The sequence below is a fragment of the Mycobacterium sp. 2-64 genome, from assembly GCF_035918375.1.
GTDB lineage: Bacteria > Actinomycetota > Actinomycetes > Mycobacteriales > Mycobacteriaceae > Mycobacterium > Mycobacterium intracellulare.
The window spans coordinates 416,612-430,421 of record NZ_CP142361.1 but is presented as its reverse complement, the minus strand read 5'-3'; the positions used below and the strand labels follow the sequence as shown (position 1 = coordinate 430,421).

Annotated in this window: 15 protein-coding genes; 6 read left to right on the top strand and 9 right to left on the bottom strand. The window is 69.8% G+C overall.

The window, feature by feature from the left end; translation table 11 throughout:
* The first annotated feature begins 49 nt into the window (after positions 1 to 49).
* A complete protein-coding gene (locus tag QGN31_RS01995; RefSeq protein ID WP_036429635.1) occupies positions 50 to 1,585 on the top strand; it encodes a glycosyltransferase family 39 protein in 1,536 nt (511 codons plus the stop codon).
* Positions 1,586 to 1,588: 3 nt separating this feature from the next.
* On the opposite strand, the gene QGN31_RS01990 is transcribed toward QGN31_RS01995, so the two are convergent.
* Entirely contained in the window at positions 1,589 to 2,416 is an 828-nt protein-coding gene (locus tag QGN31_RS01990) for a glycoside hydrolase family 16 protein (RefSeq protein ID WP_009956078.1), read from the bottom strand.
* A gap of 116 nt (positions 2,417 to 2,532) precedes the next feature.
* On the bottom strand, positions 2,533 to 3,552 hold the full coding sequence (locus tag QGN31_RS01985; protein ID WP_026071147.1) for an NADP-dependent oxidoreductase: 1,020 nt from the start codon (positions 3,550 to 3,552) through the stop codon (positions 2,533 to 2,535).
* 57 nt (positions 3,553 to 3,609) lie between these two features.
* On the opposite strand from QGN31_RS01985, the gene QGN31_RS01980 reads away from it, so the two are divergent.
* Complete coding sequence (locus tag QGN31_RS01980) at positions 3,610 to 4,269, top strand: DUF3060 domain-containing protein (RefSeq protein WP_008261624.1); 660 nt, start codon at positions 3,610 to 3,612, stop codon at positions 4,267 to 4,269.
* Between the two features lie 14 nt (positions 4,270 to 4,283).
* Here QGN31_RS01980 and QGN31_RS01975 read toward each other — a convergent pair whose 3' ends face one another.
* The 4 genes from QGN31_RS01975 to QGN31_RS01960 form a co-directional block, all read right to left on the bottom strand.
* Positions 4,284 to 4,670 (bottom strand): hypothetical protein, encoded by a 387-nt coding sequence (locus QGN31_RS01975; protein ID WP_008261626.1) that lies wholly within the window; start codon positions 4,668 to 4,670, stop codon positions 4,284 to 4,286.
* Between the two features lie 66 nt (positions 4,671 to 4,736).
* Positions 4,737 to 6,131 carry a DUF7159 family protein gene (locus QGN31_RS01970; RefSeq protein WP_014943062.1) on the bottom strand — a complete coding sequence of 465 codons (1,395 nt, stop codon included), beginning with the start codon at positions 6,129 to 6,131 and terminating at the stop codon, positions 4,737 to 4,739.
* 132 nt (positions 6,132 to 6,263) lie between these two features.
* Positions 6,264 to 8,255, bottom strand: a complete 1,992-nt coding sequence (locus tag QGN31_RS01965; protein WP_014381351.1) for an Hsp70 family protein — start codon at positions 8,253 to 8,255, stop codon at positions 6,264 to 6,266.
* 154 nt (positions 8,256 to 8,409) lie between these two features.
* Positions 8,410 to 9,639: a hypothetical protein gene (locus QGN31_RS01960; protein WP_009955659.1), complete on the bottom strand. Its 1,230-nt coding sequence runs from the start codon at positions 9,637 to 9,639 to the stop codon at positions 8,410 to 8,412.
* A 38-nt stretch (positions 9,640 to 9,677) separates the two neighbouring features.
* On the opposite strand from QGN31_RS01960, the gene QGN31_RS01955 reads away from it, so the two are divergent.
* Both QGN31_RS01955 and QGN31_RS01950 read left to right on the top strand, forming a co-directional pair.
* Positions 9,678 to 10,310: a TetR/AcrR family transcriptional regulator gene (locus QGN31_RS01955; RefSeq protein ID WP_014381353.1), complete on the top strand. Its 633-nt coding sequence runs from the start codon at positions 9,678 to 9,680 to the stop codon at positions 10,308 to 10,310.
* 58 nt (positions 10,311 to 10,368) lie between these two features.
* Complete coding sequence (locus tag QGN31_RS01950) at positions 10,369 to 10,845, top strand: nuclear transport factor 2 family protein (protein WP_014383424.1); 477 nt, start codon at positions 10,369 to 10,371, stop codon at positions 10,843 to 10,845.
* 4 nt (positions 10,846 to 10,849) lie between these two features.
* Here the strand turns inward: QGN31_RS01950 and QGN31_RS01945 are convergent, their stop codons facing one another.
* Both QGN31_RS01945 and QGN31_RS01940 read right to left on the bottom strand, forming a co-directional pair.
* Entirely contained in the window at positions 10,850 to 11,509 is a 660-nt protein-coding gene (locus QGN31_RS01945; RefSeq protein ID WP_009955662.1) for a L,D-transpeptidase family protein, read from the bottom strand.
* Between the two features lie 55 nt (positions 11,510 to 11,564).
* Entirely contained in the window at positions 11,565 to 12,251 is a 687-nt protein-coding gene (locus QGN31_RS01940) for a phosphatase PAP2 family protein (protein ID WP_043955451.1), read from the bottom strand.
* An 80-nt stretch (positions 12,252 to 12,331) separates the two neighbouring features.
* On the opposite strand from QGN31_RS01940, the gene QGN31_RS01935 reads away from it, so the two are divergent.
* A complete protein-coding gene (locus tag QGN31_RS01935) occupies positions 12,332 to 12,814 on the top strand; it encodes a hypothetical protein (RefSeq protein WP_014385961.1) in 483 nt (160 codons plus the stop codon).
* Here the strand turns inward: QGN31_RS01935 and QGN31_RS01930 are convergent.
* Positions 12,798 to 13,082, bottom strand: a complete 285-nt coding sequence (locus tag QGN31_RS01930) for a hypothetical protein (RefSeq protein ID WP_014943064.1) — start codon at positions 13,080 to 13,082, stop codon at positions 12,798 to 12,800. The genes QGN31_RS01935 and QGN31_RS01930 overlap by 17 nt on opposite strands.
* Before the next feature lie 47 nt (positions 13,083 to 13,129).
* On the opposite strand from QGN31_RS01930, the gene bluB reads away from it, so the two are divergent.
* Positions 13,130 to 13,798, top strand: coding sequence for a 5,6-dimethylbenzimidazole synthase (bluB, locus tag QGN31_RS01925; protein WP_014381357.1), 669 nt, complete (start codon positions 13,130 to 13,132; stop codon positions 13,796 to 13,798).
* Positions 13,799 to 13,810 lie beyond the last annotated feature (12 nt).

Genomic DNA, 13,810 nt, shown 5'->3' with positions numbered 1-13,810 from the left:
AGGGGCCCGGTCGGCCGATCCTCCCGGGCCGTTCTGGCACCATAGCGATGTGTTCAGCCCCGGCGTGCTCGGCAGCCGCCGGCCTGCCGTGGCGGCCGCGCTGGACCCGTTGCTCGTCGCGGCGCTGGCCGTCGCGGTGAGCATGGCCGGGGCCGCCCGGCCCTCCTTCTGGTACGACGAGGCCGCGACCATCTCGGCCTCCTACAGCCGTTCGCTGGCCCAGATGTGGCACATGCTGGGCAATGTCGATGCCGTCCACGGCCTGTACTACCTGCTCATGCACGGGTGGTTTCAGGTCTTTCCGGCCACCGAGTTCTGGTCGCGCGCGCCGAGTGGCCTGGCGGCGGGGGGCGCGGCCGCCGGCGTGGTGGTGCTGGGCAAGCAGTTCTCGTCGCGGACAGTCGCGATCGCCTCCGGCACGTTCTGCGCGATCCTGCCCCGCACCACGTGGGCGGGCATCGAGGCGCGGCCCTATGCCCTGTCGATGATGGCCGCGGTGTGGCTGACGGTCCTGCTCGTCCACGCCGCGCGCCGCGACACCCGGCGGTTGTGGCTGGGTTACGGTGTCGCGCTGGCCCTCTCGATCGTGCTCGACGCGTATATCGCGCTGCTGCTGGGGGCGTACGTCGTCTTCGTCGTCGTCTTCCACCGCGGCCGAACCGTGTTGGCGCGCTTCGCCACTGCCTCGGCCGTGGCGGTGGGTGCGGTGTTGCCGTTCCTGTTGACGGTGGCCGGCCAGGCGCACCAGATCAGCTGGGTCGCCCCGATCGGTCACCGCACCATCGAAGACGTGGTGATGCAACAGTATTTCGAGCGAAGCCCCCCGTTCGCCATCCTGGCGGCGCTGCTGATGTGTGCGGCGATTGTGTTGTGGCTCAGCGGGTCCGCGCGGCTGGCGCCATCGGAGCGGCAGCTGTTGGTGCTCGCGGCGGGGTGGCTGGCCATTCCCACCGCCGCGATCCTGACCTATTCGGTGCTGGTGCACTCGATCTACACGCCGCGCTACCTGTCGTTCACCGCGCCCGCGATGGCGCTGATCCTGGGGGTCTGCGGCGGCGCGGTGGCCGCCAGGCCCTGGGTCACCGCGGCGCTGGTCGGCCTGTTCGCCGTGGCGGCGGCGCCGAATTATGTTCGGGCGCAGCGCAACCCGTACGCCAAATACGGGATGGACTACAGCCAGGTGGCCGACCTGATCACCGCGCGGGCCGCGCCGGGCGATTGTCTGCTGGTGAACGACACGGTGACGTTCATGCCGGCCCCCATGCGCCCGTTGCTGGCGGCTCGCCCGGATGCCTATCGCAAGCTGGTCGACCTGACGCTGTGGCAGCGCGCGACCGACCGCAACGACGTCTTCGACACCAACCTCATCCCCGAGGTCGTCGCCAAGCCGTTGAGCCACTGCGGCGTGGTCTGGATCATCACCCAGGCCGACCCGTCACAGCCGGCGCACGAGCGGGGCGCCGCGCTGCCGCCGGGCCCCCGCTACGGGCCGACCCCGGCGTTCGCGGTGCCGCACGACCTGGGCTTCCGGCTGGTCGAGCGGTGGCAGTTCAACCTGGTTCAGGTGCTCAAAGCCACGAAATGACCGCTACCAGATGCGCAGGTAGTCCACCAGCATGGACGCCGGGAAGACACCCGCGGCGGGGTCACCGGCGCCCACCCCGCCTACGGCGAGCGTGAACATCGGGGTCATCCAGTAGCCGGGGTTGTTGAACGGCCACCGGAAGTCGTCGGGCGCGCCGCCGGCGACGTGGATGGGCTTGTTGGGCACCTTGTAGTACTGCGCCCCGTCCCGGAAGAACTCGAATCCCTCTTCGCCCCAGTGCATTCGCCACGTGTGCCAGTTGCCGTCGACCAGACCGGGAATCGACCTGCCCTCCCAGGTCTTCCCGTTGGACGCCGCGTGGACCGTGGTGCCGGGGGCCCAGTCGCCGTTGCCGTACCACTCGAAGATGTCGACCTCGCCGTCGGGCAGCGGGTCCTCGTTGACACCCCAGAAGGACGGCCACAGGCCGGGGAACAAGCAGTCCAGCTTGATCCGCGCCTCCCAGGTCTGGTTGATCATGCTGCGGAAGTTGCCGCGCAGCTTGCCGCTGTAGTAGGTGTTGCTCATCAGATCGTGGGTTGCGCACAGGACGAGGTTGGAATTGCCGTCCTGGAACACGTTTTGGCGATCGTCGCGGTAGATCCCCTCCACGGGCGGGAACACGTCGTCCTGCCAGGTCTGAATCGTCCACTTGCCGGGATCGGGAGGCGAGCCGGCCGGCCCGTCGAACTCGTCGGCGAAGATGTAGGGCCCGCCGCCGGCGGCCGGCGGCGCCTGCGGCGCCGGCGGGGTGGCCCAGGCACCCGGCAAGCGCATCGCAGCCCCCAGCATGCCGAGCCCCGAGATCAACATCATGCTGCGACGATCCATCTACAAACCACCCATCGTTGAAAGCCGGCACGTCAAGCCCGGCGCGCTCTCCCCAGGCAACTCTCGCAAACGGTGTTATAACACCACGCGGTGGGGGTGCGGCGCATCCCGCGGCCTCAGCGCGCGCCGGGTTCGCTGATTTTGACCAGCGTCTTGCCGACGTTGACGCCGGTGAACAGGCCGTTGAGGGCGTCGACACACGACTCGATGCCCTCAAAGATGGTCTGCCGGTGGTGAAGTCGGCCCTGCGCCTCCCAGCCGCGCAGCGCGGCGAACGCCTCGTCGAAGCGGCCCCACTGGTCCAGCGCGTTGAAGCCCTGCATCAGCGCGGTCTTGGACAACAGGTTCACGTAGTTCGCCGGCCCCGGGTGGTCGCCGGTCAGGTAGCTGGAGATGACGCCGCACAGCACCACCCGCGCGCGGGGGGCCAGCCGGCCCAGCACGGCGTTGAGGATGGGCCCGCCCACGTTGTCGAAGTAGACGTCCACCCGTTGCGGGCAATGCTTTTTGAGCGCCGCGACGATGTCGTCGTTCTTGTAGTCGATGCACGCGTCGAACCCGAAGTCCTCCACCACCGCCCGGCATTTCTGCGGGCCGCCCGCGATGCCCACCACCCGGGCGCCGGCGATCTTGGCGATTTGCCCGGCCACCGATCCGGTGGCCCCCGCGGCCGCCGACACCACCACCGTCTCCCCGGGCTGCGGTCGGCCGATGTCGGTCATCCCGAAATAGGCGGTGGCGCCGGTCGGCCCGTACACCGACATGATCGCCAGCTGGTCGTCCTCGCCCGGGATCGGCGTGCTGAACAGGTCGTCGCGGATGATCACGTATTCCTGAAACCCGGTCAGCGTCGTGACGACGTCGCCGACGGCGAACGCGTCACACCGCGACGCGACCACCTCGCCGATGCCGGCCGCGCGGATGACCTCACCCAGCTGCACCGGCGGAAGGTAGCTGGGCTGGTCGTCGAGCCAGGTGCGGGCGGCCGCGTCGATGCCGACGTAGGTGGTGCGCAGCAGCGCCTCCCCCTCGGCGGGTTCGGGCGCGGGCGCGGTGACCATTTCCGTGTCGTCGGGCCGGACGAGCCCCGACGGGCGACGACGCAACAACACCTGGCGGTTCGGCAAATCGGGCACGATCCCCAAAACTACCGAACGGGCCGAAAACGCAGAAGCGAATGGCATATTCAATGCATGGCAGCAAACGATGACCCGGAAGAGCGGATCCGGGAACTCGAGCGCCCGCTCGCCGAGTCGGCGTGGGCCTCAGAGCAGGGCAGCTCCGCGTCCGCCGGCCAGGCCCATCCGCCGCCGACCCCGGGCGCCCCGCCACCGCCGCCGGCGTGGACCTACGGCGGCCCGGTCACCGGACCGCCGCCGCCGAGCCCCTCGGGCAACCGCGTGTGGTGGATCCTTGGCACCGTCATCGTGATCGGTGTGATCGCACTCGCGGGAGGCATCGCCGCCTTTGCCGCACACCAGATTTCCGGCGTGAAGTCATTCATCACCTCGCCGCCGAGCGTCTCGACGAGTCCCGCCCCGTCGGCCTCGCGGCGAGCAGCGCCGTCGACCTCACCCGCCCCGCCGCGCGGCGCCCGGCTCAGCGTCGCGGGCATCAACGAGAGCCGGACCATCGCCTGCAACGACAACATCGTCAGCGTCAGCGGCGTGTCCAACACGGTGACGATCACCGGGCATTGCGCCAGCCTCTCGGTCTCCGGGGTGCAAAACGCGGTCACCATCGAGGCCGCCGACGCCATCACCGCGTCGGGCTTCAACAACAAGGTGACCTACCACTCGGGCACGCCGAAGATCAGCAACTCCGGCGACTCGAACGTCGTCACCCAGGGCTGAGCCGAAAACGACTGCTACGCAGTCTCTTCGGAGTCGTCGTCGAGGACGCTGACCGCGATGCCATAGGGCAGGAACCGCACCTTGCGTTTCGGGTCGAGGTTGTCCTTGTTCGCGCGCAGGGCGTCGAGCTCGGTCGCGTAGACCTGTTCGACGCGCGCGCCGCCGCCGTCGTCCACGGTGTAGATGGCCCACACGCCCTCGCCGGCCTCGCCGGCGGTCTCGGGCGCGGGGCGGGGTCGCCGCGACATGTCCTCGAAGATCGTCGACCAGCCCGACCTGCCACCGGGAGCGGCGACGAACCTGCTGACGCGCTCGAACACGTCGCGCAGCCCTTCGCTGCCTTCGCGGATCATGCGATCGAATTCGTCCGGGTCGAATCCGAACCCACCGTGCTCGCCCATCCGACCTCCTCGCCAGCGCGTGCCGTCATTGCCAGTGTGCGCTCAACTCCGCGCGTGTGCCACGTGCTAGGGGGCCGGGGGCGGCGCCGGCGGGGTGATCGGGATCGGCACGGTGACGAACGGGAAGTGCAGGTACATGGTCACCGGCGCGGGCCTGGGCGGCGGCGGCGCGGCCGGTGGCGGCGGCGGCGGCGGTGCGACCGGCGGGGGAGCGGGGGCAGGCGCGGCCGGCGGGGGTGCCGCCTGCTCGACCGGTTGGGGCACGTACTGCGGCGTTTGGCGGGTCGGGGCGCGACGGACGGGCGCCGGGGGCGCCGACGTGGCCGTGGTCTGCGGCGCGGGTTGCTGCGCGATCGGGGCGGGCGCGGGCGCGGGGGCGGCCACCTCGGCGGTGGGCGCGGGCGCCGGCGGGGACGTGCTCGGGGCGGGCGGCTGCGCTTGGGGCGGGGTGCTGGGCGGCGCGGCCGGCAGCTGGATGCCGGGGGTGGCAACGCTGACGCCGGCGTTGTGCCCCTCACCCGCCGGCTGATCCGCCGTCAGCGTCACCAGCACGACCCCGGCGATCACGGCGGCGATGCCGGCCAGGGCGCTGCCGGCGAGCAGCATGGCGCGGCTCCGGCGCGGGGGCCGCTGGTCTTCGTCTTCCTCGGCGTCGTCGGCCAGGGCGCTGTACGCGCGGAAACCGGTGCCCGTGCCGGCGTCGCCCCACAGGTCGAGGTGGCTCGGACCGACGGCCAAAGGGCCGAATTCCCCGGTGCCCGGGTCCAGGGCGTAGGCCAGGGCCGCGGTCGACGACGCGAACAGCGGCGCGTTCGCCGAGGCCAGCGCGGCCCCGCGGGCCAGCGCCATGTCCGGCTCCTCGGGTCCGGTCACCCGCAGCGAGGTGGCCGCCTCGATCGCGGGTTTCAGCGCAACGATGTCGGCGCCGCAGCCGACGATGAACACGCCGTCCGCCGCGGACCCGCCCGCGTCGAGACCGGCGACCATCGTCGCCAGCTCGGCGGGCGCCGCGGTGCCGGTGATCCGGCGCCGGTGCAGGTCGACGATGGAACCGTCGCCGACCTCGACCACGGCCAGCGTCGCGCTGGCGGTCTCCACGAACAGCATCGCGATGCGCTCGTAGGCCAGCGCGTCGCCGACCGTCTGCGCCAGCGCGGCCGCAGCCAGCAAGGGCGCGACCATCATCACGTCGCCGAGATCGCTGGCGTTGATGGCCGCCCGCAGCGCGGCGACGTCGGCGGGGTTCGTCCAGGTGACCCCGGTGGAGCTCAACCGGTGGCCGCCCTCGACCACTCCTTCGCGGGTGCCGCCGATCGCGTCGATCACCCGATCGACCGCATTGCCGGCGGCGCCCACCTCGAACTCTTCTTGTTCGACGGTCACACCGTCGGCGTCTTGGCCTTCGATCGCTACCAGGCGGACCGTCCCGGGAGCTATCGACACCCCAAGCACGATGTCCACGTAACGCCTCCAAGGTCTTTCGAACGCCCCCCGAGCGAGGGCATGACGGGGAGACCCCATCCGAACTTGGTGACACAAACGTTACCCGCGCGCGCATGGCCGCGCAGATGGACCGCCTAAGCAGGACCGACGCTAATAACCCGGGCCCCAGTAGGGATTCTGCGAACTTCCCGGATACTGCGGATACTCATTCCCTGGATACGGCTGGTACTGCGGATACTCGTTCGACGGGTACTGCGGCGAGTACTGGGGGTACTGGGGGGTCGCCGGGGCCTGCTTCTGCGGAACCTGGATCGGTATCGGCACCGGCAGCAGCGGGACGTGGATCCACTCCGTCGTCATGGGCACCGTGGTCGTGGTGCTGGTGGTGACGGGCTCCTCACTCGTGGGCGGAGGCGGCGACGTCGTCGTGGCCGTCGGTGACGGCGGGACCGTGGTGGTGACCGTCGGCTGCGGCGGCGCGGTCGTCGTCGGTGGCGCCGTGTGCCGCGGGGTGTAGACCGGCGCCGGTGGCGCCGTGGTCACCACGACCGGTGGCGGTGGCGGTGGCGGCGGTGACGGTGGCGGTTCGGGCGGCGGCGGCGCAGGACTTGGGACCGGTTGCGCGCTCGGCGGCGGGGGTGGGGGCACGGCGGTGGGCGGCGGCGGGGCGGCCGGAGCCGGCGCCGCGGGCTTGACGGACGGCGCGGGCGGCGGCGCGACCGACGGCGCCGGCGGGGCCTGACGGTTCTCGATCCCGGTCAGCGTGTAGGCCACGCCGCCGACCGCGGTCATGGCGACCACCGCGGACATCCCGATGATCAGCTGGGAGATCCGAAGGCGCCGCCAGGGCCGCCGTTCCCGGGGTGGGTCGATGACGTTGAGCCGCATCGACCAGCCGGCCGGACCGTCTTCGTCGTAGGTTTCGCCGCCGAATCGCATCCGCAGGTCGCCGGGGTCGTCGGTCTGCGACCACGCCAGTTCGCGATCCGTGAGCGCCTCGTCGTCGATCACCAGCACGTCGCCGGCGCCCAGGTCCACGACGTCGCCGGCGGCGTCGGCCGTCGCGAGCAGCCCGATCGACGTGCGGGTTCGCAGATCCAGCTCGCCCCCGCGGGAGGCCAGGATCAGCGCCCCGCAGGCCGCCGCGAAGGCCGGCTGCGACGGCGTCAGGATCGGCGTGCGCCCGTGCATCGAAAGTCGTTCGGTCACAAGCGGAATGCGTGCCCCGCCACCGACCGTGACCACCGCCGCGAGGTCCGACCAGCTCTTGCGGTAGCGCACCAGCATGTCGTCGAAGGCATAGATGAAGCCGGTCAGCCGATCCTGGATCAGCTCTTCGAGGTCGTCCTGCGTCACCGTCAGGCTGCAACTGCGCCCGCCCAGCTCGGCGACGATGTCGGTGGCCATGTCGACCGAAAGGCGTTCCTTGGCCGCGCGGCACTGTTCCCTGAGTTCGCCGAGCTGCCCGACACCGGCGGTGCTGCCGGGGTCCAGGCCGCTGCCGTGGCCCAGCTCCTCGAAGGCGCGCAGCTGCAATTCCTGGTCGATCTCGTCGCCGGACAACGCGGTGTAGCGCATGGTGGCGCTGACGAGTTCGAAGTCACCGGCGATGTTCACCAGGGTGGCCGACGTGCCGCTGCCGCCGAAGTCGAGCAGCCCGACGATGCCCTCGTCGGGCAGGCCGAGCTCGGATTTCACCGCGGTCAGCGACGCGATCGCGTCCGAGACCAGGCGGGGCGCCATTCCGCTTCGGACGAACCCCACGTGCGTCCGCAGGGCGTCGCGCAGCGCTTGCACCGTGCTCGGTTTCCAGTGCGCGGGAACGGCGATGGAGATCTCCGAAGCCGCCGCATCGGCGCCGGCGGCGAGCACCATCGCGTCCAGGGCCTCCACCGTCAGCAGCTCCGGATCATGCGCGGAACCGTCGGGCGACACCAGCGCGACCGAGTCCCCGATGCGCTCGACGAAGTTTCTCATCGGCACGCCGGGTTCGGCTAGCGGCGGATTCTCTTCGGGCACACCAATTTTCGGTGCACAGTGCGGATAAAGGGTGAGCACGCAGCGGCGGTTAACCGGTGGGCTTCCATTACGCGCAGCGACCAGGTTCGTGGTCCCGATCGACAACCCAAGTGGGTCGTACATAGAGCGAAAACCTTCGTCTATAGGGGTCGGTGGCCAGCGTTAACCATAGCCTCGGACACGCCCAAAGCCGATGCTTCGCAATGTCATTGGTATCCGCTCGATGCGCTTGCGTCACCGAAGCGGTACCGAAAACCCCTTGACAAGTAGCTTTTCGTTACAACACCGTCAGCGGCAGCGAACGCCTGGGCTCGAACTGGAAGGTCGATCCGCCGCTGACCCGGACCACCGAAACCTCTGGCAGTTCCTCGGTGGGCGAGTCGGTTTCAACCAGTTCGGCGGTCCAGTCGGTGGCGGTTCCGCTAACTCGAACCTCGATGCGCGGATCCACCGCGGTGGCGATCGCCTGCAGCGGCTGCACGGATTCCGGGGAGCACAACGAGATCCAGGCACGGTCGTCGTGCGCCGGCGACGGGCGGACGTGCAGCCGGTTCGACTCCGTCTCGGCGACAACGTAGCCCGCGGGGTTCAGCAGCGGGTGCAGCTCGAGCACCCGCAGGACGCCTTCGGCCCCGCCCGGAAGCTTCAGCGCGCGGTGAATGCGTTCGGCGGCCACGCCCGCGATGCCGATCAGGCCGCGGGTGCACACGCCGAGGGATTCGTCGTCGCCGGCGGCACGCGCGGCCACCGCGATCGCGAACGACAGGTACAGCAGGTGCATCTGCAGGCACACCTCGTCGGCCATCCGGACCAGCGCCGAATGCGAGAAGGCGGCGAAGTCGAAGTCGGACAGCAACGGGCCCGAGTAGTCCGCCTGCCCCTCGTCCGAGCGATCGATGGGGTCGAGTTCCCATGTCGCGGCGCGGGTTTGGCTGACGACCTCCAGGGCCGGGATGGCCTGCGCCTCGGGGTAGGACTCGTCGATGATGACGGTCCATGCGCAGTGCGGATGGCGGTCCGCCGGCGTTCGCGGCGGGCGGTGGATGGGGCGCACCTGCGCGCGCGGGTTGGTCGCGATCGCGGTGGCGTCAAAGGTCGGGTCCTCGATGGTGTGGCACATCCCGAAGACGTACTGTTCGCCCATCGGCTCCACGTCGAGCAGGGCGCCGCAGTGGTCCAGCTGGAATTCGCCGTGCCAACGGTCGTGGACGGTGTAGCGGAAATCCATGAATTGCGGTGGCGCACCGATATCGAGCTGCAGGCCCTTGAAAATCGTGGGCACGTCGTCGCCCTCGTAGTTCAGCGCTTTCTGCATGCGCCGGGTGTAGATCGGGCTGGCGCCCGCCCATTCCTCGATGGCGATCTGGACCATCTCGTCGCGGCCGAACGAGGAGATGCACCAGGCCATCCCGGACCGGTCGATCAGCTGTCCGATCAGCAGCAGTTCGGGAACCAGGACGACGAGTTCGTCACGGGACAGTTGCGCGTATCGCGAGGGGCTGCTCACGCCCCAAAAATAGACTCGGCTATGTTATAAAGTCAACAATGTCCATCGTTGCCGGCCAGCCGCCCGGTCGCCCCGTCGGGCCCACTCGGCGTACCACCGCGCCCCGCAAGCGCGGCGATGACACCCGGGCGAAGATCATCGATGAGACGGTCCGCTGCATCGTGGAGGAGGGGTTTTCCGCCGCCACCGCCAAGCACGTGGCCGAACGCGCCGGCGTGACCTGGGGGGTCATCCAGTACCACTTCGGGGACCGCAACGGCCTGCTGATGGCCGTCGTGGACGACGGCGTGGCCCGCCTGGTGGACAGCCTGTCGTCGGCCGACGTCAGCGAGCTGCCGCTGCGGGACCGCATCGAGGTCGTCGTCGACACCGCGTGGGGCTGCTACAGCAGCCCGACGTCGATGGCCGCCTTCGAAATCCTGCGCGAGACCCGCGGCGGCCCGGACCCGTCGTCGCGGCGTCACCTGCTCGACATGAACGCCGCGATCGGCCAGCTGGGGCGGTTGATCACCACCGAACCCGCGCATGCCGGTGTGGCCGAGGTCATTTGGGCCACGCTGCGCGGTGTGGTGCTGGCGCAGATGGTCACGGGCACGGCCATCGATTGGAGCCTGGAACGGCGTGCCCTGATCGACATGGTCACCTCCTACCTCGCCCACCACGACACGTGACCCGCCGGCTCTTCGATGCGAACGCGGACGGCGCACCAGCGTGTGCTGCAATGACCTGATGACCCTCGACGATCTCGCCGATATCGAAGCGATCAAGCAAGTCAAATACCGGTATCTGCGCGCGCTGGACACCAAGCATTGGGATGACTTCGCCGACACCCTGGCCGAGGACATCAAGGCCGATTACGGGCCGTCGATCGGCAACGAGCTGCACTTCACCAACCGCGCCGAGTTGGTGGAGTACATGCGAACGTCGCTGCCCGCGAACGTCATCACCGAGCACCGGGTGACCCATCCGGACATCACCGTCACCGGCGACACCGCAACGGGCAGTTGGTATCTGCAGGACCGGGTCATGGTGTCCGACCTGAACTTCATGTTGATCGGGGCGGCCTTCTACCGCGACACCTACCGCCGCACCGAGGCCGGGTGGAAGATCAGCGGCACCGGTTACGACCGAACCTATGACGCCACAATGTCTTTGGAGGGCATGAACTTCACGCTCAAACCCGGTCGCGCCATCGCCACCGACTGAGGCGCTACTTCGTGATGGCGATGACGGCGCCGGGCCGCAGCCACTTCATGATCGACACCAGCTGAGCGTCGTCGACGGCCACGCACCCCTCGGTGGGCTTGCCGTCGGTGGTGTGGAAGAAGAACGCGGCGCCCCCGCCCGGGGTCTTGTTCTTGTTGACGCCCATCACGACCGCGTGCTTGTACTGCGGAATCTGCAGGTTCTCGCTCTCGGCCGTGTTGAACGGGCACTGGGCCTTCTGGCACACCTGCATCGAGTTGAAGGTGGCGCTGTGGTCGTCGCCGCTCCACCAGTAGTTTCCCCCGGTGATCTGGGTGTAGGGCAGCCCGGTGCCGGGATTCGGCGCGGTGCCGAAGGCGGAGTCCAGGGTGTAGACGCCCATCGGAGTGGCCGGGACGCCGCTCTTGGCCTGCGGCGCCATCCCCGCCGAACCGACGTGGGTGGGAATGCCGGAACGCAGCGACTGCCAGCCGGTGCCGGTGCGCTGGAAGACCTCCATAGTCGCGTTCGAGCCGCCGGTGCTCACCACCGAAACCACCTGTGTCGCATTGCCGACCGCGTTCGCGAACCAGGGAGCGCCGGCAGCCGCGCCGATCGGCGCGAGCACCACCGAGGCGAAAATCACGCACGCCGCAGCGCACAGTGACGTGAGCAGTCGGTGCATGCACTCCATCGTCAGACCCGCGCATCCTCGCGGTCAAGTAAAGCTTTAGCCCCGGTTAGGTCACCGCGCCGTGACCAAATGCCCACCGCCGCAGGGCTTTAGCTCGGACGGTCGGGGCGGGGGGACGAAAAACCCAGAGGCACACCAGGAAATACAGGTATCCCAGCGACCAGCCGGCCAGTACGTCGGACGGGTAATGCACGTTCAGCGCCACCCGGGAGAGGCCGACCGCCGGCAGCGCCACCGCCACCGGGGCGACCGCGATGCGCCGCGCCGCCACGTTCATCATCGGCAGCGCGAACGACAGCATCGCGAGCAGCCCGGCGGTCGCCTCGAGCGCATGACCGGACGGAAACGAGGTGGCGGCCGCCGGGACCAGCATGGTCGGCGGCCGCGGGCGGTCGGCCAGCGCCTTGGCCGCCGCCGTCGCGAACTCGTTGCACGGCCCGCACGCCAGCACCAGCACCAGCGCGGCCCGCAGTTGGCGCATCACCAGGGCGAGCACCGTCACGGAGATCCCCAGCACGGCCAGCGCGCCCGGTCCCAGCACGAACGACACCGATTCGGCGAACCGCAGCCACGACGGGTGCTTGATCGCCAGCGCCCGCGCCCCGTCCAGCAGGGACCAGTCCACGCGGTACAGCCACGCCCAGCGCTGGCGGTAGCCCACCCACATGAGCGCGTACACCGCCGCGGCCAGCGCGGCGATCCCGGCGGCCAACGGCGTCCTCGGGCGGGTCATCACCCACCGATACCAGCACGGCCGCGGCGGCGGCCGTGCGCCCGCCCCACGGAGTCGCGCCGCGCGGTCATACTGGCGGTATGGCCGTCTTTGTCCGCAGGTTGTTCGGCATCGGCAAGCTGCCCGACGAGCTGCACGCCCAGGTCGAATCGGAAGGCCTTATCTACCTTGCCGATTACGTCGCGGTGACCCGGCGTTTCAGCGGCACCATCCCCGGGGTGCGGTTGCCGCACGGCGTCGCCAGCTACACGGGGTCGCTGGCCTTGACCTCGGAGCGGGTGCTGGCAACGCTGTCGATGCTGCCCCGGCTGGCCGGCCCGACCGTCAGCGTGCGCTGGGACGCGCCGCAGACCGGCGCCGCGAACGTGGAGATCTCGTCGACGGGCCTGCAGGTCGACGTCGATGTCTCCGCGGTCGACCAAAAGTTCAGCGGCGAGTTGTCGCTGCACTACAAGGTCGCCATCCCGGCCGAGGTGCTCGACACCCTGCCGCGGCGGTCGCTGGCGTTCGACATGCCGCCGGAATACGTGTTCCGCGCGGTCGGCGTTACCTATAGTCCCTGATCGTGATCCGCGGCCACGGCGGCTGCCGCAGCACCGCCAGGCTGCCGATCACCCCGGCCAGCAGGCCGGTGACCACTCCGATCAGGGCGATGCGATTCGCGTCCACGGCCGGCGTCCAGGTGGCCCGGCCGTTGCGGATGGCGAAGACTCCCAGCGGTTTGGCGACCACGATGACGGTGGTGCCGTCGGGGGTCTGGTAGGGCTCGCCATAGCCGCGGCCGGCGGCGGGATCGGCGGCCAGCTGCTCGAGGACATCGGAAGGCTTCACGGGACACTCCCTTCGGGACACGTCCACGCTAATGCGGATTTCCTACGATGGCTGACGTGACCGATCAGGCATTCAGCCCGCAGGAGCGGCGCGCCGTCTATCGCGTCATCTCCGAACGCCGTGACATGCGCCGGTTCGTTCCCGGCGCGGTGGTGGACGAGGAGCTGCTGGCACGCCTGCTGCAGGCCGCGCACGCCGCGCCCAGCGTCGGGCTGATGCAGCCGTGGCGCTTCATCCGGATCACCGACGATGCGCTGCGGCGCCGCATCCACGCACTCGTCGACGAGGAACGCCCGCGCACGGCCGCCGCGCTGGGCGAGCGGGGCGACGAATTCCTGGCGCTCAAGGTGGAGGGCATCCTCGATTGCGCCGAACTGTTGGTGGTGGCGCTGGGCGACGACCGCGACAAGCACGTGTTCGGGCGGCGCACCCTGCCGCAGATGGACCTGGCGTCGGTGTCGTGCGCCATCCAGAACCTGTGGCTGGCAGCGCGATCCGAAGGGCTCGGCATGGGCTGGGTGTCGCTCTTCGATCCGCAACGGTTGGCCTCGCTGCTCGACATGCCGGACGGGGCGGAGCCGGTGGCCATCCTGTGCCTGGGGCCGGTGCCCGAATTCCCCGATCGCCCGGCCCTCGAACTGGACGGCTGGGCCGTGGCGCGGCCGCTGTCGGAGTTCGTCTGCGAGAACCGGTGGGGGCGCCTCCCGTCCGCCTGACGAGCCGACGCG

Coding starts and splice junctions, on each gene's coding strand:
- QGN31_RS01955 (WP_014381353.1), top strand. CDS start 9,678: ATGTCCATCGTTGCCGGCCAGCCGCCCGGTCGCCCCGTCGGGCCCACT.
- QGN31_RS01965 (WP_014381351.1), bottom strand. CDS start 8,255: ATGTACGACCCACTTGGGTTGTCGATCGGGACCACGAACCTGGTCGCT.
- QGN31_RS01975 (WP_008261626.1), bottom strand. CDS start 4,670: ATGGGCGAGCACGGTGGGTTCGGATTCGACCCGGACGAATTCGATCGC.
- QGN31_RS01935 (WP_014385961.1), top strand. CDS start 12,332: ATGGCCGTCTTTGTCCGCAGGTTGTTCGGCATCGGCAAGCTGCCCGAC.
- QGN31_RS01945 (WP_009955662.1), bottom strand. CDS start 11,509: ATGCACCGACTGCTCACGTCACTGTGCGCTGCGGCGTGCGTGATTTTC.
- bluB (WP_014381357.1), top strand. CDS start 13,130: ATGGCTGACGTGACCGATCAGGCATTCAGCCCGCAGGAGCGGCGCGCC.
- QGN31_RS01950 (WP_014383424.1), top strand. CDS start 10,369: ATGACCCTCGACGATCTCGCCGATATCGAAGCGATCAAGCAAGTCAAA.
- QGN31_RS01990 (WP_009956078.1), bottom strand. CDS start 2,416: ATGGATCGTCGCAGCATGATGTTGATCTCGGGGCTCGGCATGCTGGGG.
- QGN31_RS01940 (WP_043955451.1), bottom strand. CDS start 12,251: ATGACCCGCCCGAGGACGCCGTTGGCCGCCGGGATCGCCGCGCTGGCC.
- QGN31_RS01980 (WP_008261624.1), top strand. CDS start 3,610: ATGGCAGCAAACGATGACCCGGAAGAGCGGATCCGGGAACTCGAGCGC.